19 protein-coding genes are annotated in these 20,132 nt (G+C 27.5%); 12 read left to right on the forward strand and 7 right to left on the reverse strand.

Translation table 11 applies throughout. From position 1 onward, the window contains the following. Positions 1 to 12: 12 nt before the first annotated feature. Positions 13 to 540 carry a molybdopterin adenylyltransferase gene (mog, locus tag WC168_RS02995; protein ID WP_372617494.1) on the forward strand — a complete coding sequence of 176 codons (528 nt, stop codon included), beginning with the start codon at positions 13 to 15 and terminating at the stop codon, positions 538 to 540. A 71-nt stretch (positions 541 to 611) separates the two neighbouring features. Beyond that, entirely contained in the window at positions 612 to 2,813 is a 2,202-nt protein-coding gene (locus WC168_RS03000) for an endonuclease MutS2 (RefSeq protein ID WP_372617460.1), read from the forward strand. Here the strand turns inward: WC168_RS03000 and WC168_RS03005 are convergent. The 3 genes from WC168_RS03005 to WC168_RS03015 form a co-directional block, all read right to left on the reverse strand. Then, positions 2,803 to 4,104 (reverse strand): hemolysin family protein, encoded by a 1,302-nt coding sequence (locus tag WC168_RS03005; protein WP_372617496.1) that lies wholly within the window; start codon positions 4,102 to 4,104, stop codon positions 2,803 to 2,805. The two genes, WC168_RS03000 and WC168_RS03005, sit on opposite strands and share 11 nt — an antisense overlap. 120 nt (positions 4,105 to 4,224) lie before the next feature. Next, positions 4,225 to 6,339 carry a DUF748 domain-containing protein gene (locus tag WC168_RS03010; RefSeq protein ID WP_372617462.1) on the reverse strand — a complete coding sequence of 705 codons (2,115 nt, stop codon included), beginning with the start codon at positions 6,337 to 6,339 and terminating at the stop codon, positions 4,225 to 4,227. After that, complete coding sequence (locus WC168_RS03015; protein ID WP_066350823.1) at positions 6,336 to 7,124, reverse strand: ABC transporter ATP-binding protein; 789 nt, start codon at positions 7,122 to 7,124, stop codon at positions 6,336 to 6,338. Before WC168_RS03015 ends, WC168_RS03010 begins: the two co-directional genes overlap by 4 nt. 144 nt (positions 7,125 to 7,268) lie before the next feature. Here WC168_RS03015 and WC168_RS03020 point away from each other — a divergent pair, with 144 nt between their 5' ends. Continuing rightward, the gene (locus tag WC168_RS03020) at positions 7,269 to 8,249 is read left to right on the forward strand and encodes a diaminopimelate dehydrogenase (RefSeq protein ID WP_066350821.1); all 981 of its coding nucleotides are present in this window, start codon (positions 7,269 to 7,271) and stop codon (positions 8,247 to 8,249) included. A 35-nt stretch (positions 8,250 to 8,284) separates the two neighbouring features. On the opposite strand, the gene WC168_RS03025 is transcribed toward WC168_RS03020, so the two are convergent. From WC168_RS03025 to argF, 3 genes are all read right to left on the reverse strand, one after another. Continuing rightward, entirely contained in the window at positions 8,285 to 9,289 is a 1,005-nt protein-coding gene (locus WC168_RS03025) for a hypothetical protein (protein ID WP_372617464.1), read from the reverse strand. Between the two features lie 74 nt (positions 9,290 to 9,363). Then, positions 9,364 to 10,731: an oxygen-independent coproporphyrinogen III oxidase gene (hemN, locus tag WC168_RS03030; protein WP_066355396.1), complete on the reverse strand. Its 1,368-nt coding sequence runs from the start codon at positions 10,729 to 10,731 to the stop codon at positions 9,364 to 9,366. Then, positions 10,732 to 11,697: an ornithine carbamoyltransferase gene (argF, locus tag WC168_RS03035; protein WP_066161472.1), complete on the reverse strand. Its 966-nt coding sequence runs from the start codon at positions 11,695 to 11,697 to the stop codon at positions 10,732 to 10,734. A gap of 147 nt (positions 11,698 to 11,844) precedes the next feature. On the opposite strand from argF, the gene WC168_RS03040 reads away from it, so the two are divergent. From WC168_RS03040 to WC168_RS03060, 5 genes are read left to right on the forward strand one after another with little or no spacing between them, the layout of a single operon-like run. Next, positions 11,845 to 12,297 (forward strand): phosphoribosyltransferase, encoded by a 453-nt coding sequence (locus WC168_RS03040; RefSeq protein ID WP_066161471.1) that lies wholly within the window; start codon positions 11,845 to 11,847, stop codon positions 12,295 to 12,297. After that, a complete protein-coding gene (locus tag WC168_RS03045; RefSeq protein ID WP_066350815.1) occupies positions 12,298 to 12,690 on the forward strand; it encodes a DUF423 domain-containing protein in 393 nt (130 codons plus the stop codon). A 14-nt stretch (positions 12,691 to 12,704) separates the two neighbouring features. Next, complete coding sequence (locus WC168_RS03050) at positions 12,705 to 13,205, forward strand: YajQ family cyclic di-GMP-binding protein (RefSeq protein WP_066350813.1); 501 nt, start codon at positions 12,705 to 12,707, stop codon at positions 13,203 to 13,205. A gap of 11 nt (positions 13,206 to 13,216) precedes the next feature. Continuing rightward, positions 13,217 to 13,798 carry an NUDIX domain-containing protein gene (locus tag WC168_RS03055; protein ID WP_066161468.1) on the forward strand — a complete coding sequence of 194 codons (582 nt, stop codon included), beginning with the start codon at positions 13,217 to 13,219 and terminating at the stop codon, positions 13,796 to 13,798. Next, entirely contained in the window at positions 13,798 to 14,205 is a 408-nt protein-coding gene (locus tag WC168_RS03060) for a c-type cytochrome (protein WP_066161467.1), read from the forward strand. The genes WC168_RS03055 and WC168_RS03060 overlap by 1 nt, the downstream gene beginning before the upstream one ends. A 1-nt stretch (position 14,206) precedes the next feature. Here the strand turns inward: WC168_RS03060 and WC168_RS03065 are convergent, their stop codons facing one another. Continuing rightward, complete coding sequence (locus WC168_RS03065) at positions 14,207 to 15,061, reverse strand: phospholipase A (protein ID WP_372617468.1); 855 nt, start codon at positions 15,059 to 15,061, stop codon at positions 14,207 to 14,209. A gap of 108 nt (positions 15,062 to 15,169) precedes the next feature. Here WC168_RS03065 and rpe point away from each other — a divergent pair, with 108 nt between their 5' ends. From rpe to ccsA, 4 genes are all read left to right on the forward strand, one after another. Further along, positions 15,170 to 15,811, forward strand: coding sequence for a ribulose-phosphate 3-epimerase (rpe, locus tag WC168_RS03070; protein WP_372617470.1), 642 nt, complete (start codon positions 15,170 to 15,172; stop codon positions 15,809 to 15,811). A gap of 17 nt (positions 15,812 to 15,828) precedes the next feature. After that, a complete protein-coding gene (locus WC168_RS03075) occupies positions 15,829 to 16,422 on the forward strand; it encodes a phosphoribosylanthranilate isomerase (RefSeq protein WP_372617472.1) in 594 nt (197 codons plus the stop codon). Continuing rightward, entirely contained in the window at positions 16,409 to 17,218 is an 810-nt protein-coding gene (locus WC168_RS03080; RefSeq protein ID WP_066355385.1) for a 3'-5' exonuclease, read from the forward strand. The genes WC168_RS03075 and WC168_RS03080 overlap by 14 nt, the downstream gene beginning before the upstream one ends. An 87-nt stretch (positions 17,219 to 17,305) precedes the next feature. Beyond that, complete coding sequence (gene ccsA / locus WC168_RS03085; protein WP_228198725.1) at positions 17,306 to 20,050, forward strand: cytochrome c biogenesis protein CcsA; 2,745 nt, start codon at positions 17,306 to 17,308, stop codon at positions 20,048 to 20,050. The last annotated feature ends 82 nt before the right edge of the window (positions 20,051 to 20,132 follow it).

Consider the following 20,132-nt stretch of genomic DNA (forward strand, 5'->3'; position numbering starts at 1 on the left):
AGGACATTTATTATGATTGCAAAAATTGGAATAATTACAACAAGTGATAGAGCTAGTGCTGGAATTTATGAGGATTTATCAGGAAAGGCTATTATTGATACTTTAAATAGTTATTTAAAATCTCATTGGCAAGAGGTTTATAGATGTATTAGTGATGATAGAATGACTATTGAAGAGACTTTAATAGATTTAATAGATAATCAAAAGTGCTGTTTGGTTGTTACAACAGGAGGAACAGGACCAGCCTTAAGAGATGTAACTCCAGAAGCAACAGAAGCTGTGTGTGATAGAATGATGCCAGGATTTGGAGAGCTTATGAGAAGTGTAAGTTTACAATATGTTCCAACAGCTATTTTATCAAGACAAACAGCAGGACTGCGAGGAAGCTCTTTAATAGTAAATCTTCCAGGAAAACCAAAATCAATAAAAGAGTGTTTAGATGCAGTTTTTCCAGCAATTCCATACTGTATTGATTTGATGGAAGGTCCATATTTAGAGACAAATGAAGAGATTATAAAAGCTTTTAGACCCAAAAAATAACTAATATAGAAAGATAGGAATATAATCTATTTTCATAAAAAAATTAAGAGCTTTAAGATATAATCCACCTCATGGAAAATTTAATTAAAAAACTAGATCTAAGCGACTATATAACAAGCTTTTCAAAACTTTTTGCAAGAGACAAATCTATAATTTTAGAGGGTGATATAAATATTCACTATAAACTAATAGATGAGTTAGGAAGATTTGATTTTAAAGCTCCTTTGAGTGTTGAAAATCTTGATTCTCAACTGATTCATTTGCAAAAGCAGGGTATTTTAAAAATTTATGAAATATTTGAGTTTGTAAAAATTGTAAACTATTTTTTATATCTAAAAAGATTCAATTTTGAAGGTAAACTTTTTGAGTGGATTGAGAAAATAACAATTCCAAATGATATTTTAAAAATTTGTCAATACTTTGATGATAAATCAAATTTAAAAGAGGGTGTAAATGAAGATTTTGACAATATCAAACACGCTATTTATAAAAATAAAGAGGATATTAAACAAAGTCTTTATAAAACAGTAAACTCTTCAAAACTAAGACCATATTTGGTTGATATGCAAGTTCACTACATAAATGAGCAGGAGTGTTTGCTTTTAAGAGGTGGTTTTAGTAATATTTTAAGTGGAAGCGTAATAGATAGATCAAATAGTGGATTTTTTTATGTAGTTCCTCATAGTATTAGTGAACTTAAACAAAAACAAAATGATTTAAGAAATAAACAAGAGGAGATTTTATTTAAACTTTGTAAAGAGATATCATCAACTTTTGAAAAAAATCTTCTTTTTTTAAAGTTTATAAACAAAGAGTTTGATAGATTTGATCACTACCAAGCAAGAATATTTTTTGCAAAAATAGGGGATAAAAACTTTATTCTTCCTTCAAAAAGTAGTGTAAACAAACTTGTAGAGTTTTCTCATCCAGCACTAGCAAATGCCAAGCCAATATCAATTGATTTTTCAAAAAGTGTTGTAATGATAACAGGTGTTAATGCAGGTGGAAAAACTATGATGCTAAAATCTATTTTAAGTGCTGTTTTTCTATCAAAATATCTTCTTCCATATAAAGCTCACAAAGATACAAAAGTTAGCAATTTTAAATATATAAATGCTGTTTTAGATGACCCACAAAGTGTTAAAAATGACATCTCAACATTTGCAGGTCGTATGGTTGAGTTTTCGAAACTTTTTTCAAGCAAAAATGCTATTGTTGGAGTTGATGAGATTGAACTTGGAACAGATTCAGATGAGGCTGCTAGTTTGTTTAAAGTTATGATTGAAGATCTAATTCAAAAAGATATAAAAATAGTTATCACAACTCACCATAAAAGATTAGCAGCTCTTATGGCTTCAAATCCTGATGTTGAATTAATAGCAGCTTTATATGATGAGGAGAATCAAAGACCAACTTATGAGTTCTTGCAAGGAACAATAGGAAGATCCTATGCTTTTGAAACAGCTTTAAGATATGGAATTCCTTTAAATGTTGTTAAAAAAGCTAAAGAGGTTTATGGAGATGATAAAGATAGATTAAATGAGTTAATTGAAAGAAGTAGTGAGTTAGAGCGAGAGTATAAACAAAAGATTCAAAAATTAAATAGTGAAATTGAAAACTATCAAAGATTATCAAATAATTTAAAAGAGCAAAAAGAGCAGCTAGATGAGCATATTTATATTGAGAAGTCAAAACTTCACAAAGAGTATAAAGATGCACGAGAAGAGGCTAAAAAAGCTATTAAAACAAAGTTAATTGAAGATTCTCATAGACATTTAAATATCTCTCATAAAATTGTAAAAGAGATAGAAGTAGAAAAAACTGAAGATGAAATTGTTGATTTTAAAGTAAATGATAGAGTTAAATATAGAAATACAAAAGGATCAATTTTATCAATTAAAGGGGTTAAAGCCTTTATTGAAACTGATGCTGGATTGAAGATGCAAGTTTTATTAAGCGAACTAAAAAGAAGTGGAAATCCACTTCCAAAACCTAAGAAAAAAGTATCTTTAAATGTTGCAAAATCTCAAAGTGGTGATATAAAACTAGATCTTCATGGTCAAAGAGCAGAAGAGGCTATTGAAAATCTTGATAAATTTATAAGTGATGCACTTTTGGCTGGTTTTGAAGAGGTTTTAGTTTATCATGGAATTGGTACTGGTAAATTAGCATTTGCAGTTAAAGAGTTTTTGAAAAAGCATCCAAAAGTGAAATCTTTTGAAGATGCTCATCCAAGCAGTGGAGGATTTGGAGCTAAAGTAATTAAACTTTAGTCTCTTCCTCTTTTATCTTTTTTTCACATAAAATTTTTGTAATTCTGTTGTTATTAACAGCTAAAATCTTATATGTACAATCTTTGTCATTAATAGTTTCACCCTCAATTGGTAATCTTCCAATAAGGTTTAAAATTCTTCCACCAATAGTTACAGCTGATAACTCATCTTTTTCAAACTCAATATCTAAAAGTTCTTCAACTTTTTCAATATTTACAATTCCATCAAACTCATAACGATTTTCATCTATTAATAAAATAGATTCATCTTTTGGATCGTGTTCATCAGTTGTTTCACCAATAATCTCTTCTAAAATATCATCCATAGTAATAAGACCAGAAGTTCCACCATACTCATCAACAACCAAAGCTAAATGAATTCTACTTTTATTCATTCTTGTAAGAATTGAAGATATTGAAGTGTTTTCAGGCACCATAATAATTGGTCTTACAAGTTTAGAGATATCAAGTTTTTTACTCTCTAAAACATCATTTAAAATATCTCGTGAGTGAATCATTCCTACAATATTATCTTTACCACCATTGCAGTATGGATATCTTGTATGTTTTGTTGAAATAACTCTTTTGATATTCTCTTCTAAAGATTTTTCAGAGTTCAAACATATCATATCTTTTCTTGGAGTCATAATCTCTTTTGCAACAGTCTCAGAAAAATCAACAGCATTTTTAATTATTTCGCTTTCAACTGAGTCAATATGACCACCTTTAAAACTCTCATTTACAATAATTCTAAGCTCCTCTTCTGAGTGAGCTAGTTCATGTTCTGTAGCTGGTCTAACATTAAGTACTCTTAAAATAGATGCAGCAACAATATCAAAGAATCTAATTAGTGGATAAAAAACTAACCAAAAAATGTATAGAGGTCTTGCTATATATAAAACCATAACTTCAGCTTTTGCAATAGCAATAGATTTTGGAACAATCTCTCCAAAAACTACATGTAAAAAAGTAACAATAGAAAAAGCAATAATAAAGCTAATAGTATGTAATAAAACTGGGTTATTTGCCAAAAAAGTTACATTTGATTCTATAAGTCTTGCAAGTGCAGGTTCACCAATCCAACCAAGAGCTAGTGAAGAAAAAGTAATCCCAAGTTGAGTTGCACTTAAATAAGTGTCAAGAGAGTTAGACATTTTTAGTGCCAAAGATGCACTTCTTTTTCCTTGTTTTACAAACTCTTCTAACTTTGTTCGTCTGACTTTAACAATAGCAAACTCTGAAAGAACGAAAAATCCATTTAAAAGCACTAATATAAGTGCAACAAGAAGCATAATATAGGATTGTATATCAGGGTCCAATAATTTTCCTTTAATTAAAATTTATTTTAGCTTGAAAATATAAACAATATTGACTTAATTTAAGCTTTTTATTAAGTAACTATTTTGTAATGTTTATTTTAAAAGTTTTATATTTAAGTCAATATTTGATTTTGTTTTTACGCTTTGATTATCTATTAAAATTTGTCTCTCATCTACACCTTTTTCTTTGATTAAATACTCTTTTATATTTAAAGCTCTTAAAATTGAGTGCTCCTCTTTCTCCTCTTTTTCATTAAAAGATGCAGAAAAATTGATACCTAACTCTTTTTTACTATTTAATATCATTGCGATTTTATCCAAAGTCTCTTTTTGAACAGGAGTAATCTCATTTTCATTTTTTGTAAAATGAACACTTTTTATCTCATCTTCACTAAAATTAAACATTGAAGCAACAACTGAAAAAGGAGCAGTTGCAACTTTTGTCATTAGATTTAAAAAAGATTTCCATATTATTTTAGCTAGTGAAAATTGTGGATCACTAATATTTCCAGAAACAGGAAGATTAATATCAATTGTTTTTGATAAATCTTCTAGAAGTACAACTGCCAAATCTAAAGGTAAAACTATTGCATTTTCACTAACTACACTATCTGTAAACTCTATGTTTTTTATTATTAGCTCATTTTTAGCTTTTAAATTTGAGTTTTTAATATCATAATCTAAATTCAAATCTAACCTTCCACCATCAAGTTTTCTACCAAGATATTTTGAGCTATAAGTTGAAAAATTACCTATATTGATATTTTTTAAAATAAGTTTAATATCTGAAAACTCTTTAAAATCATGAATATTTAAAAGATTTTTTGAATTTAAAACACCATATCTATCTACTATTGCATCTAAATCAAATTTGTACAATTTATCTTTTGGAGATATATTTGCTTTTATATTTGATATGTCAGTTTCAAATTTATCTGTAGTGCTATTGCTTTTTGTATGAAAAATTATATTTTCATTTGTAAAATTTAAGTTTAAAATATCAAAATCTAAATTTTTGAAATCAAAAGATGAGTTTATAAAATCTATATCTTTTGTATTTAAATTCAAAGAGTCAATTTTTAAACTTGATTTAGTGATATTATCGATTAAATTGTAGTTTAAATTTTCAATATTTAAATTTGATATTTTAAAATCCCAAGATTTATCATTTTCATTTTTCTCTTCTAAACTCTTTTTATCTTCATCTTTTTTGTTATTTATCAAATTTGAGAAGTTTGAACCATCTTTATTTAAAATCATATTTGTTGTTAAATCATCAAATTTGATTAAATTTATATCAATATTTTTTAAATCTAAATCTATATTTGTATCTTCAACTGCAAATTTATTTAAATATAAAATCTCATCATCATCATCTTTTATCACTTTTGTATTATTTATTTCAAATAGTTTACTAAATAACTTTAGTTTTAAATTATCTTCTAAGTTTACATTGTAGTTTAAAATAAGATTGATATTTGATTCATCATTTATTTTAAAATTAAAAAGTTTTTTATCAAAAGCTAAAAGATCATTTATTTTTAAATCATCTATTTTAATTTGACCATCAATATTTAGTGGATTTAATTTAATACCAGCTTTAATACTAAGTTTGCTATTTTGATTTATAATAGCTTCAAGATTGTTTGATGATAGGTAGTTTTTATATGTTCCAAAGTCGTATATTGTGTAGTTTAAATCTTTTAGATTTATATTAAACTTCTCATCATCTACAACTTTGCTATAGTCTATTTTTGAGTTTTTTAATGAAATTTTATATACAAAAAAATCAAAGCTATTTTCACTTTTTTTCTCAGTTTCTTTGGTTTCTAAACTCTTTTCATTCTCTTTTAATAAGTGTGCAAAATTTATCCCTGCATTATTATCAACAATATTTATGTATGCTTCATCTAAAGTTATATCTCTTACTCTTAAATGTCTCTCTTCTAGGGATTTTAAAGTTGCTATATCAATATATAGATTTTTTAATGAGAAAATAGTATCTTCTTCATATATTAAAGCAAAATTTTTAATATTTAGTTCAAAGCTTAGTGGATTGAAGTATATTTTATCAATTTTTGTTTTTGTAACTAAGGTTTTATCTAAATTTGAAATAATAAGTTTTTTGGCAATAAAAGGAACTAAAAAAAATCCCAATAATAGATAAAAAACTACTAAAGCACCTAGAATTTTGGCTATTTTTTTCATACTATCTCCTCAATAAAATATCTTTGGTTTTTACTTTTTACTACTAAATTTGTATCAAAAATTGTACTTAAATTTTCGCTAGTTAAAATCTCATCTTTTTTACCACACTTATAAATTGTTTGATTATAGATTAAAGCTACATTTTTTATTTGAGGAAAAATCTCTTCAAGGTGGTGTGTTACTAAAATTATAGTTGCATTTGAAGATAGCTTTTCTAACATTTTTATAAAATTTATTTGTGCTTTTATATCAAGCCCAACTGTTGGTTCATCTAGTACAAAAGCCTTTGGATTGTGAATTAAAGCTCTTGCAACTATACATTTTCGAAGTTGTCCAGTACTCATAGAAGATACTTTTTTATCTTTTAAATCAAAAATATCTAAGAAATTCATAACTTCAAGAGCTTTTTTTATCTGCTCTTTTGTAAAATCTTGATGAGTAAATACTCCTATTGAGCTATAAAATCCACTTAATACAACTTCAAATCCAGTTAAATATCCAGCCTCTTTTTCAAAATAGTTGTGTAGGTCATTTGTGATTACTCCTAACTCTTTTTTTAGATCAAAAATTGAGTATATACTTTTTCCAAAAATCTCTTTTTTGAACTTTTTTGTATGTCTTGGATGAATTTGTGATTGAATTAGTTTCATTAAAGTTGATTTTCCACTTCCATTTGCACCTAAAATTGCAAAGTGTTCACCACTTTTTATTTTTAAATTTATATTCTTTAAAACAATATTTTCATCATATCCAACATCAATATTTTCAAAATCTATTATATACACAAAAATCTCCTAAATTTTAAAATGCTCATTCTATAATAAACAGACTAACTATTTTATTAAGTTTTTTAATTGTAAAATATTGTCGCAATTTTTTTTGCTAATATTTTTAGCAAAAAATTTACTACCAAAAAAGGAGCGTTTAGCATGAATAATCAAATTAAAGTTGCAATTGTTGGATATGGAAATTTAGGAAGAGGTGTTGAACTTTCTATTTCAAAAAATCCTGATATGAGTTTGGTGGCTGTTTTTTCAAGAAGAGACCCAAAAAGTGTAACTACAATAAACACTCCTGTTTATAGTGTAGAAAATATTTTAGATTTTAAAGATAAAGTTGATGTTTTAATTCTTTGTGGTGGTTCAAAAGATGATTTACCAATACAAGGACCTTTATATGCAGAGCATTTTAATATTGTTGATAGTTATGATAACCACGCAGAAATTCCAAGCTATTTTGCAAGTGTTGATAAAGTTGCAAAGCCTAATAAAAAAGTAGGAATGATATCAATTGGTTGGGATCCTGGAATGTTCTCAATAAATAGACTTTTTGGTGAAGCACTTTTACCAGATGGAGATACATACACTTTTTGGGGTAAAGGTTTAAGTCAAGGACACTCAGATGCTATTAGAAGAGTTGAGGGTGTAAAAGCTGGAGTTCAATATACAATTCCATCAAATAGTGCTATTGAAAAAGTAAGAAGTGGAACAAGACCAAGCTTGAGTACAAAAGATAAACACACAAGAGAGTGTTTTGTTGTTTTAAAAGATGGTGCTGATGCTAAAAAAGTTGAAAATGAGATAAAAACAATGCCAAACTATTTTGAGCCTTATGATACAACTGTAAATTTTATCTCTCAAGAAGAGTTTGATAAAAATCACAACACTATGCCTCATGGTGGATTTGTAATTAGAAGTGGAAATAGTAGCAATGGTATTAATCAAGTAATTGAGTACTCTTTAAAACTTGATAGTAATCCTGAGTTTACAGCTAGTGTACTTGTGGCTTATGCAAGAGCTACTTATAAGTTGGCTTTAAAAGGTGATTTTGGAGCAAAAACTGCATTTGATGTAGCACCAAATTTACTATCTGCTAAATCTCCTGCTGATTTAGTAAAAGAGCTTTTATAGTATTTTAAAATTGGGTAATTCCCAATTTTGAATATCTAACTCAATTGATTTTCAAGCTCTTTTAATAAAAACTCTCTCTCTTTTATTCTAACTTCAATCAAATTTAATTGTGAATTTTTATCCACAATTTTTCTTTGTAAACTCTCAATTTCATCCTCTTTTGTCAAAATATGAGTAATCAAATCTTGAAACTCTCTATTCTTCTCATCTATTTTATTTGCAATTGAACTTAAAACTGTATGTTTTGATGTAAGCTCTTGATTTAGCTCTTCAAGAAGATGCTCTTTTGCTAAGATTTTATTATTAAGATCAAAAATTAATTGCTTTTTAGAGTCTATTTTAAACTCTAAAGATTTTAAATCTTGCTCTTTAGCTCCAATAATATCCATATTGCTATCCAAAATTTTATATATTTTTTGTGGAGCATATTCAAGTTTTAAAATATCTGCAACTATTTTAAGTCTCTCAACCATATCTTTTTTTTGCATTCTAGCATTTCTTCCAAGTTTAAAGTCAAACATAGAAAAAACAGCATGAGCATGAGGATTTGAAACTTTTACATAAGTTTGAATATCAACAATTTGTGAAAACTCTTCTGGTTTTTCACTTGGATTATCAATACTACAAATATACCAGTTGTCATCTTTTTTTATAATATTTTTATATGGTTTATAAGTTACACCATCTTTTAAAAAATACCCCTCATCTTTATGAATTGTAAGATTTATAAGTTCATGTCCACCAAATTTCTGCTTTAAATCAAAAAATAGATTTACCAAATCATTTTGCGTGTGAGTATCATCTATAGTTATAATTGCCTCTTGAAACATATTTGAAATAGCACTTTGTTGCATTTTTTGTTTTATTGTTTGTTCATACTTTTGTTTTGCAAATTCTAGAAAATTGTCGTAGTCATAAAAACTTTTGTAGCTGTTGTAGTTGCTATTTTCAAAAATAGCACTATTGTGTCCGTTTAATCTTTGTGTGTGTATATCTGTAAATTCGTTTCTTCTATTTACAGAAAAAGATGCTTTTCTCATTTTACTCTCCCCTAAGTGGTGCTTTAGCACCTACTAATGGGTAAAATTGTTATATGTTTTTTATTAAAATTTGATTAAATTGTCTTAGAAAATCTTCTTTTATCTTCAGGAATTTTGTTTAAATAAGCATCAAAAGGCATACATATATTTCTAATTAGCATAGTTCCTGTGGCAAATACCTCTATTTTGTCATCAAATATTTTAAGAAGTTGTGCATCTTCAAACTCTTTTAAAGCCTTTAGTGCATCATCAAAATACTCTTTAAAGTTAATTTTAAATTGCTCTTCTACTTTTTTGATATTTAAAGAGAAGTTGCTCATAAGTTCCATAATTACAAATTGTCTTAAAATATCATCATCTGATAGTTTATAACCTTTAAATACTGGTAAATCTTCATTATCAATAGCCTTTTCCCAAAGTTCCAAATCTTTGTAGTTTTGTGCATAATAATCAACACCATTTCCAATTGATGTAACACCAATTCCAATTAAATCAGCACCACCTTTTGTAGTATATCCTTGGAAATTTCTATGAAGTTCACCTTTTAAAATAGCTTTAAAAAGTTCATCATCTGGTTTTGCAAAGTGGTCCATTCCAACCATTTTATAGCCATTTGATGTGAAAAAATCTATTGTAAATTTTAGCATCTCAAGTTTTTCATCTGGTTTTGGAAAAGTTGTTTCATCAAATTTTCTCATAGTTTTCATAAGCCAAGGAACATGCGCATAATTAAATACAGCAAATCTATCTACATCTAAAGTTAACATCTTTTCTAAAGTAGTTTTAAAACTCTCTTTTGTTTGGTGTGGTAAACCATAGATTAAATCTGTATTAATAGATTTAATTCCAGCATCTCTAGCTATTTTTATTACATTTTGTGTAAGCTCAAATGGTTGAACTCTATGAATTGTTTTTTGTACACTCTCATCTAAATCTTGAACTCCAAAGCTAAGTCTATTAAATCCACCAGCTTTTAAAACATCCATATGCTCTTTTGTGAAATATCTTGGATCTACTTCACAAGATATCTCTGCATCAAGGCTAAAATTTGGAAAAATATCTTTGATTTTTTTTATTAAATCTTCTAGCTGTGATGGTGAAAAATATGTTGGAGTTCCTCCCCCAAAGTGCATTTGAGTTACAACTCTTGAAGTATCTAAATGTTTTTTTAAAATATCAAGCTCTTTTTTAATATACTCAATATATCTTACTTTTTTATCCTCTTTTGATGTAAAAATTGTATTACAACCACAAAAATAACAGGCACTTCTACAAAAAGGTAGATGAAAATATAGAGATAAATTTCTACTTTTATCTTGATTTTTAAAATACTTTTTTAAATCATCTTGTGTAAAACTTTCACTAAACTCAGGTGCAGTTGGATATGAGGTATATCTTGGTCCTGGCTTTGAATATTTTACGAATTTTGCGAAATCTATCATCTATTTATTGTCTCTTTTTTTGCTTTTTTTATCTTTTTGTTTTTCATCTCTTTTTTTATCTAACCAAACCATAATACCTTTTTGAGCATGAAGTCTATTTTCAGCCTCTTGGAAAACTCTACTTTGTTCTCCTTCAAGTACAGCTTCACTAACTTCATAATCTCTATAAGCTGGAAGACAGTGTAAAAATATAGCTTTTTTACTAGCAAGTTTCATAATATTCTCATCAACTATAAAACCACTAAAATCTTTTATTCGCATATTTTTTTCAGCTTCTTGACCCATTGAAATCCAAGTATCAGTTGTAACAACAGTTGCTCCAGCAGCTGCCTCTTTTGGATCAAAACAAGTAGAGATTTTTGCACCACTTTTTTTAGCCTCTTTTAAAGCCTCTTTTAAAATATCTTGATCTACTTGATAATTTTTTGGAGTTGCAATTCTTAACTCAAATCCTAATTTTGAAGCCATATTTAGCCATGAGTGAGCCATATTGTTTCCATCACCAATATATGCAACAACTAGATTTTTATCAAGTCCCTCTTCCATTATTGTTAGATAATCTGCCATTAATTGAACAGGGTGAAGTTTATCTGTAAGTCCATTTATAACAGGAACTTTTGAGTATCTTGCAAACTCTTCAAGTTTCTCTTGCTCAAAAGTTCTAATAGTAACCATATCAACCATTCTTGAAATTACTCTAGCAGTATCTTTCATAGGTTCACCTCGACCTAGTTGTATATCATTTGATGATAAAAATAGTCCAACTCCACCCAACTCATAAATACCAGCTTCAAATGAAACTCTTGTTCTTGTAGAGCTCTTTTCAAAAATCATACCTAAAATCTTTTTAGGCATATAATCTTTGTGTTTACCAGATTTTGCATCATTTTTTATCTTTTTTGCCAGATTTAAAATCTCTAAAATCTCCTCTTTTGAGAAGTCCATTAAGCTTAAGAAGTGTCTCATACTATATTCCTTAAATTATTAAAAGTTATTATTTTAGTTAATTTAACTTTATAAACACTTAATATAAAGGAAAAATTGATAAAAAAGTAAAAACCACAAAATAAGCAAGAAATTGATAAAATACCGCTTTAAAAAAAGGATTATTATTTGAATAAACTATATTATAGTTATGAAATGTGCAAAAATGATACTACAAAACTTGTAAATTTGGTAAAAGATTTTAAAGCAGAAGCTTTTATAAGTGTTGCAAGAGGTGGATTAACTCTATCTCATCTTATGGCACAAGCACTTAATCAAAGAGATATATTTTCTATAAACTCAATATCTTATGATAGAAAAAATCAAAAAGATAGTGTAGAGATTTTTAATATTCCCGATTTATCATCTTATAAAAAGGTTTTAATAATTGATGATATAGTTGATAGTGGGAAAACAATGGTTGAAATATTAAAGCTATTAAATAATAGATTTCCAAATTGTGAATTTAAACTAGCAACACTTTTTTACAAACCAACGGCTTTGATTAAACCTGACTTTTATATAAATAAAACAGATATTTGGATTGAATTTTTTTGGGAAGTTGATATAAAAGGAGATTAAATGGTATATGATAGTAGGGCTAGAAAATATTTAGCATTTTGTTTTATTCTATTTGCAAGTGCTATTGCACTTGGAGCTTTTGGAGCTCATGGATTAAAAAAAGTATTAACACCTGAAATGCTAAAAGTTTTTCACACAGGTGTAGAGTATCAGTTTTACAACACTTTAGCACTTTTTGTTATAACTTTTTTAACAATGTTAAGAGCTTATAATAGTAAGCTAAAATTGGCACAAAATTTACTTATAATTGGAACTTTGATTTTTAGTGTTTCTTTATATATTTTAACAATTTTCAATATTCCAAAACTTGGAATGATTACACCAATTGGTGGGACTTTACAAATTATTGCTTACATAATTGCTGCTTATGCAGTTTTAAAAGATAATAAATAAAAGGAGAAGATAAAATGGCAGTAAAAGAGCACGCATTTGATATTTCAGCAAAACTTGATATGCAAGAGATGAAAAACGCTGTTATTCAAGCACAAAAAGAGATAGACAATAGATACGATTTTAAAGGTATAAGCAAAGAGATTGATTTAAATATTGGAGCAAAGACTTTAACTCTTATCTCTTCAAGCGATAACAAAATTGATGCAATGCTTGATATTATGATTTCAAAAATGAATAAAAGAGGAATTAGTATAAACTCACTTGAAGAGCTTAAAAAAGAGGATAGTAGTGGTGGGAATAGAAAATATAGTTACAAAATAATTGATAGTATTGAAAAAGATGAAGCAAAAAGAATTCAAACAGAGATAAAAAATCTAAAATTAAAAGTAACTGCTGTAAATCAAGGCGACACAATACGAGTTACAGGAAAAAATATAGATGATTTACAAGCTATTATGAAGCATCTAAAAAGTTTGGATTTAAAAGCTCCTTTGGTATTTGATAATTTTAAATAAAAAGAAAAAAAATGAAAAACCTAATTACAGATTTAAAAGTAAGTGAGTTAAAAGAGTCTAACTATATAAAACCACTCAAAGTAAACTTTACTTTAAATGGAGCAAAAAAGAGTTGGGAAGCTGTAAGAAGCCACGATAGTGTATCTGTGTTACTCTATCATAAAGAAAAAGAGTCATTTTTACTTGTAAAACAGTTTAGAGTTCCTGTCTATTTAAATGATAAAAATATAACTTATACTTATGAACTTTGTGCTGGTCTTGTAGATAAGAATATGACTCTTGAAGAGATTGTAAGTGAAGAGATTGATGAGGAGTGTGGTTATAAAGTAGATAAAAAAGATATCAAAAAAATCACCTCTTTTTTTACAAATGTAGGAATTAGTGGAGCAAAACAGCATCTATATTTTGCAAATATTTGTGAAGAACAAAAGATACACAGTGGTGGTGGAATAAATGATGAGCAAATAGAGCTATATTTTTTGGCTAAAAAAGATGTTGATGATTTTTTATTTGATGAGAATAAGGCAAAAACTCCAGGGCTTATGTTTAGCATATATTGGTTTTTAAAAAATGAGAAAAATTTAGGAATTTAATGAAATTTATAACTCTTTTTTTACTTCTTTTTGCTTTTTTAAAAGCACAAAATGATGACTCTTTGTTTATCACAAAACTTGAATACGGGAAGATGTTATATGAGAATCCAAGAGGAATAGGGTGTAACAGTTGTCATTCAAATAGTGCAAAGGGTAAGCAAATAGTTCAATTTAAACACACTTTTAGAGGTGAAGAGTATTTGTGTACTTTGTATGCTCCAAATATAAAAGATGTCTCTTTTGAAGCTTTTAAAACAAAAGTAAACTCAAAAAGAAATCCAAATAAAAAGTTTAAAGATGATCAAATTTGCGAAAAATTAATTTATAAAGCAAATATAATGCCAACATACTACTTAACACAAGAGGAGATAGAGTCAATCTACTTTTATATACAAAGTTTAAATTAGATTATCTTGAAAATGCTATTCCAAATCCAATATTTGTTATATCTTTGTCATAATCAATAAAGCTTTGTCCATATCCTGAAAATATTTGAACCATTCCAAAACTATTTTTAGATTTTAAAAACTCTGGAAGTGGGAATTTCCAATTAAATTCAACAGCACCTTTATTTTGGTCGTTTAATCTTAAATTGTTTCTTAATAAAAGTTCAAAAGAGTGTTTTTTATACAAATACATCATATTTAACTCTCCATATCCATAATATTTTGAGTAATCAGGATTATCATCGCTTGAGCTTTTTTCTGGAACTCTATACCAAACTTTTGGACTTATAAAAAAGTTATCAAATTGAAAAATTGATTGTAAATATACTCTATTTGCTGATCTTGATTCGTCTTCTGCTTTTCCATTTGAGAAGTGATTTAAAGATACTTTTAGAAGTTTTAAATGTTTATTATTGATATAAAAATTTGCAAAAATCTCTGGTTCGTAGTTTGTTTCACGAAAAGGAGCCGATGAACTAGCTGTTTGCCAAAAAGATTTTTGTATATATGCTATATTTATTGAGTCATTATCTGTAAAAACATTGTAAAAAATAGGTTTTTGAGCACTTATTTGAAAAGATGTTTCAAATTTTTTTCTATCATCATCAAAGTTATTAAAACTATATGTTGCTGGTAAAATATATGTTGATTTATAAGTTACTATTCCAAAATCTTTTTTTACCAACTGTTGTAATGACTCATTTGTCTCTTTATCATCAAGTTTTTGAATATAGTTTTCAAAAATATGTTCTCTTTTTTCTCTCTCATCACTTGAATAAGAGAAACAAAATATAATTGCTAATAAAATTAATCTCATTTTTTTACTTTTTTTAAAATTTGAAGATTCTACTTAAATTCTTATTTATAGTTTATAAAAGCGATAAAGTTGTATAATCCTTGCTAATTTTTATAAAAAAGGTATTAAATGTTAGTAGCACCATCTATTTTATCAGCTGATTTTGGGAATTTAGAAAAAGAGATTAAAGCTATTTGTAAAGCTGGTTGTGATTTAGTTCATGTTGATGTTATGGATGGGCACTTCGTACCAAATTTAACAATAGGCCCTGTTGTTGTTGAGCCTGTTAGTAAGCTTAGCTCAAAACCTCTTGATATTCATTTGATGGTTGAAAACAACAATTTTTTTGTTGATCTGTTTGCTTCATTAAAGCCAAAATATCTATCATTTCATATTGAGAGCGAAAAACATCCTCATAGACTTATTCAAAAAATTAGAAGTTTAGGAATAAGCCCAGCAATTACACTAAATCCTCACACAAAGGTTGAAGATATAGAGTATTTATTACAAGATTTGGATATGGTACTTTTAATGTCTGTAAATCCAGGATTTGGTGGTCAAAAATTTATTCCAACAATTTTAGAAAAAGTAAAAACTTTAAAAGAGTTGATAAATAAAAGAAATCCAAACTGCTTAATAGAGGTTGATGGTGGAGTTAGCGATAAAAACATCAAAGAGCTAAAAGATGCTGGAGTTGATATTGTTGTTGCTGGTAGTTTCATTTTTGGAAGTGATGATTATAAAAAAGCTATTAATAGCTTAAAAATATAAGATTAGAGTTTAATTTTATGAGAGTAAAAATTTGTGGAATTACAAACAAAGAAGATGCACATAATGCAACAAAAGCAGGTGCGAGTGCTTTGGGATTTGTATTTTATAAAGACTCCCCTAGATATATAGAGCCAAAAGAGGCTTTAAAGATTGTAAACTCTTTGCCACCTTTTATTCAAAGTGTTGCTCTTTTTGTAAATGAAACAACAGATTTTATAAACCAAGTTTGCAAAGATAGCAAGATGCAATTAGCACAAATTATTGATGATGAAAATATTGTAGATTATGAAAATCTTGAAGTAAAGTATCTAAAAGTTTTAAGAGTTAAAACTAAAGAGGATTTAATAAATTTAGAAAACAACTACTATTTAGTTGATGCTTTTGTAGAGGAGTTTGGTGGGGCTGGAAAGAGATTAGCTCTTGAGTGGTTTAAAGATATAGATTGTTCAAAATTTATACTTGCAGGTGGATTAAGTAGTAAAAATTTAAAAGAGTTAAATGGTTTTAATTTTTTTGCTGTTGATGTAAGTAGTGCTGTTGAGAAGCAAAAAGGGATTAAAGATAGAGAAAAAATGGTTGAATTTGTGAAAGCTGCAAATGAAATCATTTAAAAAAAAGTATATTTTAAAACCAATAAAACCAAACTTTATTGATATTATTAGAAGATTAAAAAAAGAGCCAATAGAGTTTAATGAGTTTTTATCTCTGCTTGAAATATATAGTGATAAGTTTTATGAAAGTAGTGAATTAGAGTTTGAACTGCTTTTAATAAATGGGTTTCCACTTGATATAAAAGATAATTTTGTCTATTTAAGAACTACAAACACTTTAATAGAGGATCAAACTTTTTGTTTTGTTGATATAGAGACAAATGGTGGAAGCCCAAATAAAGGTCATCAAGTTATTGAGCTTGGTGCTGTGAAGTATAAAAATGGGCAAATTATAGATAAGTTTGACTCTTTGGTCTATGCAAAAGAGATACCATCTTTTATACAGGAGGTTACAAATATATCTCCAAATATGCTTTTAAATGCACCAAGAGTTGAAAAAGTGTTAAAAGAGTTTAAAGAGTTTTTAAAAGATGATGTATTTGTAGCTCATGATATAAAATTTGATTACAACTTTATATCTCAAAGTTTTGAAAAATATAGTTTAGGAAAACTTTTAAATAGAAAACTTTGCACAATAGATTTATCAAAAAGAACTATAAAATCAGATAAATATGGACTTAGTACACTAAAAGAGATTTTAAAAATTGATGTCCAAAATCATCACAGAGCTTATTATGATGCCCTAACAACTTCAAAAATTTTTGAAGAGTGTTTAAAAAATATAGATAAAAATTTGATAAAAACAACAGAAGATTTAATAGCTTTTAGTAAATCAAATAATATTTTAAAAAACTAGCTTCAATTGGGCTTCTTTGTTAATTGTTTATTAATAGCAAAAAGATAGAATTTTGCAAAAAACTTAGGAAAAAGGATTAGTTTGTATTTGAAAAATATTTTATTCTCTTTTAAAACAACAATTGTTTTATTGTCTATTTTAGCAATAGCAGCAGGAGTTGCCACATTTATTGAAAATGATTTTGGTACATCTTCAGCTCTATTTTTGGTGTACAACAGTGTTTGGTACGAAACTATATTGGTACTTACAACAATTAATCTAGTTGCAATTATTTATAAAACAAAAATGTGGAATAAAATGCCTAGATTTTTATTTCACTTCTCATTTGTAGTTATATTAATTGGTGCAATTACAACAAGATATGTTGGATATGAGGGAATTATGCAAATTCCTGAAGGTGTTACAACAAATGAGATGATCTCACTAGAGCCATATTTACAAGTAAAAGTTGAAAAAGATGGTGAAGTTCTTGCATCAAATATCTATCAAGAAAATTTTACATCTTTATTTAAAAACTTCAATAACTTCTCTCATAAAATAGAGTTTGACAACAACACTTTAGTAGTTAGTTATGTTGATTTTAATTTTGTAAAAGAGCAACAAGCATCTATGGGACTTTTAACTTTGAATGTTGATTTAAATGGTAAAGAACAACAAACAAGAATTGCTGGTTTAAGAGGACAGTTAGGTGTTCCTAAAGAGATTTTAATAGATGATTATAAAATTACACTTGAGTATGGTTCAAAATTTATTGAACTTCCATTTGCTATTAGATTAAATGAGTTTCAACTAGATAGATATCCTGGAAGTATGGCTCCATCATCATATGCAAGTGAAATTACAGTTATAAAAGATGATAAAACTTATGATTATAGAATATTTATGAATAGAACACTTAGTGAAGGAAACTATCTATTTTTCCAAAGTTCATATTTCCCAGATGAGAGTGGTACGGTTTTATCTGTAAATAATGATCCAGGAAAGTGGCCTACATATTTAGGATACTTTTTATTAACGCTTGGACTATTTTTAAACTTCTTTGATAAAAATTCAAGATTTATGAAATTGGTTAAATTTGTTTCAAATAAAAATATAGCTTCATTTATTTTAGCAACTCTTTTCTTATTAAATACAAACCTTTATGCAAATGAACAAACTGAAGCTACACAATCAGTTGATAAAGTTCAAGAAGCAGTTTTATATTTAAATACTTATAAAGATAACTCTTTAAAAACAGCTGATAATTTTGGTCATTTGGTAGTTCAAACAGCTGGTGGAAGAATGCAACCACTTGCTACTTTAAATAGACAAATTGTTCAAAAATTAAGTGGTAGAAGCACATTTTTAGGTATGAATTCAGATCAAATAATTTTAGGAATGCTATCAAGACCTGATTTTTGGAAAGATGTAAAAATTTTAAAAATAAATACTCCAAAACTTAAAAAACTTTTAAATATTCCAGTTGAAGAGAAATATATCTCATTTTCGGAAGTTTTTAATCAAAAAGGTGAGTATATAATTGCAAAAGAGGCAGAAGCTGCACTTCTTACAAAACCAATTGAAAGAGGTACATTTGAGAAAGATATTATCAAACTTGATGAGAAATTAAATATTATTTATAGCGTATTTAATGGATCACTTCTAAATATTTTCCCTAAATTTTATGAAAATGAGACTATTGATGATAACTTTAAATGGTACTCACCACTTGAAGCAATTCAAAACTTTAGTGGTCAAAATCAAGTTGCCATAAGTCAGCTTGTAAGAGGGCTTTTAAACTCAGTTGCTGAGTATGACTGGGTTGAGAGTGATAAGTATGTTGAACTTATTGCTATGTATCAAGAAAAAGCTGGAGCATCTGTAATTCCTAGCAGTTCAAAAATAAGTGCAGAGATTTTATTTAATAAGCTTGATCTATTTTTTAATTTAACTTTAGTTTATCTACTTTTAGGTTTTGTGATGTTAGTTATCTCATTTGTGCTTATATTTAATCCAAACTTTAAAGCGCAAAAAACTACAAAAACACTATTTATGATTTTAGCTGCTATATTTGCAGTTCAAACATTTGCAATGGGATATAGATGGTATATTTCAGGTCATGCACCATGGAGTGATACTTATGAATCAATGCTTTATATCTCTTGGTCAGCTATTTTTGCAGGAGTAATGTTCTTTAGAAGATCACTTTTAGCATTAAGTTCAGCTGTTATTATGGCTGCAATTTTTATGTTTACAGCTCACTTAACAGAGATTGATCCACAAATTACAAACTTAGTACCAGTTTTAAAATCTTACTGGCTAACAATTCACGTATCAATTTTAACAGCATCTTATGGTTTCTTTGGTCTTAGTGCAATATTAGGATTCTTGACTTTAATTATGTTTATTTTTAGAAAAAATAGACCTCATTTAGATGATATTATAAAACATGTAAGTGCTATAAATGAGATATCTTTAATTGTTGGATTAGTATTTATTACAGTTGGAAACTTCCTTGGTGGAGTTTGGGCAAATGAGTCTTGGGGAAGATATTGGGGATGGGATCCAAAAGAGACATGGTCTTATGTTTCAATTATAGTTTACGCAATAGTTGTTCACTTAAGATTTATTAAACCTTTAAATAATCCTTATACTCTAGCAACTGCTTCACTGTTGGCATTTAGTTCAATTATGATGACATATTTAGGAGTTAACTACTACTTATCTGGACTTCACTCTTATGCAACAGGTGATCCAGTTCCAATTCCAACTTGGGCTTATGTAACAGTTGCAACAGCATTTGCAGCTATTATATTTGCTTACAGAAACAGAGATTTAAAATCTGATATATAAATTAAAGCTAGAAGGAATCTTCTAGCTTTTTTCATTTAATAAAAGCTACTCTTAACACAATAATAAATAAAATTCCACCTTT

Source organism: Aliarcobacter sp. (assembly GCF_041672065.1).
GTDB classification, from domain to species: domain Bacteria; phylum Campylobacterota; class Campylobacteria; order Campylobacterales; family Arcobacteraceae; genus Aliarcobacter; species Aliarcobacter skirrowii.

What these genes read in the sequence shown, in the direction of transcription:
- mog (WP_372617494.1), top strand. Translation starts at nt 13, where the DNA reads ATGATTGCAAAAATTGGAATAATTACAACAAGTGATAGAGCTAGTGCT.
- WC168_RS03000 (WP_372617460.1), top strand. Translation starts at nt 612, where the DNA reads ATGGAAAATTTAATTAAAAAACTAGATCTAAGCGACTATATAACAAGC.
- WC168_RS03005 (WP_372617496.1), bottom strand. Translation starts at nt 4,104, where the DNA reads ATGCTTCTTGTTGCACTTATATTAGTGCTTTTAAATGGATTTTTCGTT.
- WC168_RS03010 (WP_372617462.1), bottom strand. Translation starts at nt 6,339, where the DNA reads ATGAAAAAAATAGCCAAAATTCTAGGTGCTTTAGTAGTTTTTTATCTA.
- WC168_RS03020 (WP_066350821.1), top strand. Translation starts at nt 7,269, where the DNA reads ATGAATAATCAAATTAAAGTTGCAATTGTTGGATATGGAAATTTAGGA.
- WC168_RS03025 (WP_372617464.1), bottom strand. Translation starts at nt 9,289, where the DNA reads ATGAGAAAAGCATCTTTTTCTGTAAATAGAAGAAACGAATTTACAGAT.
- hemN (WP_066355396.1), bottom strand. Translation starts at nt 10,731, where the DNA reads ATGATAGATTTCGCAAAATTCGTAAAATATTCAAAGCCAGGACCAAGA.
- argF (WP_066161472.1), bottom strand. Translation starts at nt 11,697, where the DNA reads ATGAGACACTTCTTAAGCTTAATGGACTTCTCAAAAGAGGAGATTTTA.
- WC168_RS03045 (WP_066350815.1), top strand. Translation starts at nt 12,298, where the DNA reads ATGGTATATGATAGTAGGGCTAGAAAATATTTAGCATTTTGTTTTATT.
- WC168_RS03050 (WP_066350813.1), top strand. Translation starts at nt 12,705, where the DNA reads ATGGCAGTAAAAGAGCACGCATTTGATATTTCAGCAAAACTTGATATG.
- WC168_RS03055 (WP_066161468.1), top strand. Translation starts at nt 13,217, where the DNA reads ATGAAAAACCTAATTACAGATTTAAAAGTAAGTGAGTTAAAAGAGTCT.
- WC168_RS03060 (WP_066161467.1), top strand. Translation starts at nt 13,798, where the DNA reads ATGAAATTTATAACTCTTTTTTTACTTCTTTTTGCTTTTTTAAAAGCA.
- WC168_RS03065 (WP_372617468.1), bottom strand. Translation starts at nt 15,061, where the DNA reads ATGAGATTAATTTTATTAGCAATTATATTTTGTTTCTCTTATTCAAGT.
- rpe (WP_372617470.1), top strand. Translation starts at nt 15,170, where the DNA reads ATGTTAGTAGCACCATCTATTTTATCAGCTGATTTTGGGAATTTAGAA.
- WC168_RS03075 (WP_372617472.1), top strand. Translation starts at nt 15,829, where the DNA reads ATGAGAGTAAAAATTTGTGGAATTACAAACAAAGAAGATGCACATAAT.
- WC168_RS03080 (WP_066355385.1), top strand. Translation starts at nt 16,409, where the DNA reads ATGAAATCATTTAAAAAAAAGTATATTTTAAAACCAATAAAACCAAAC.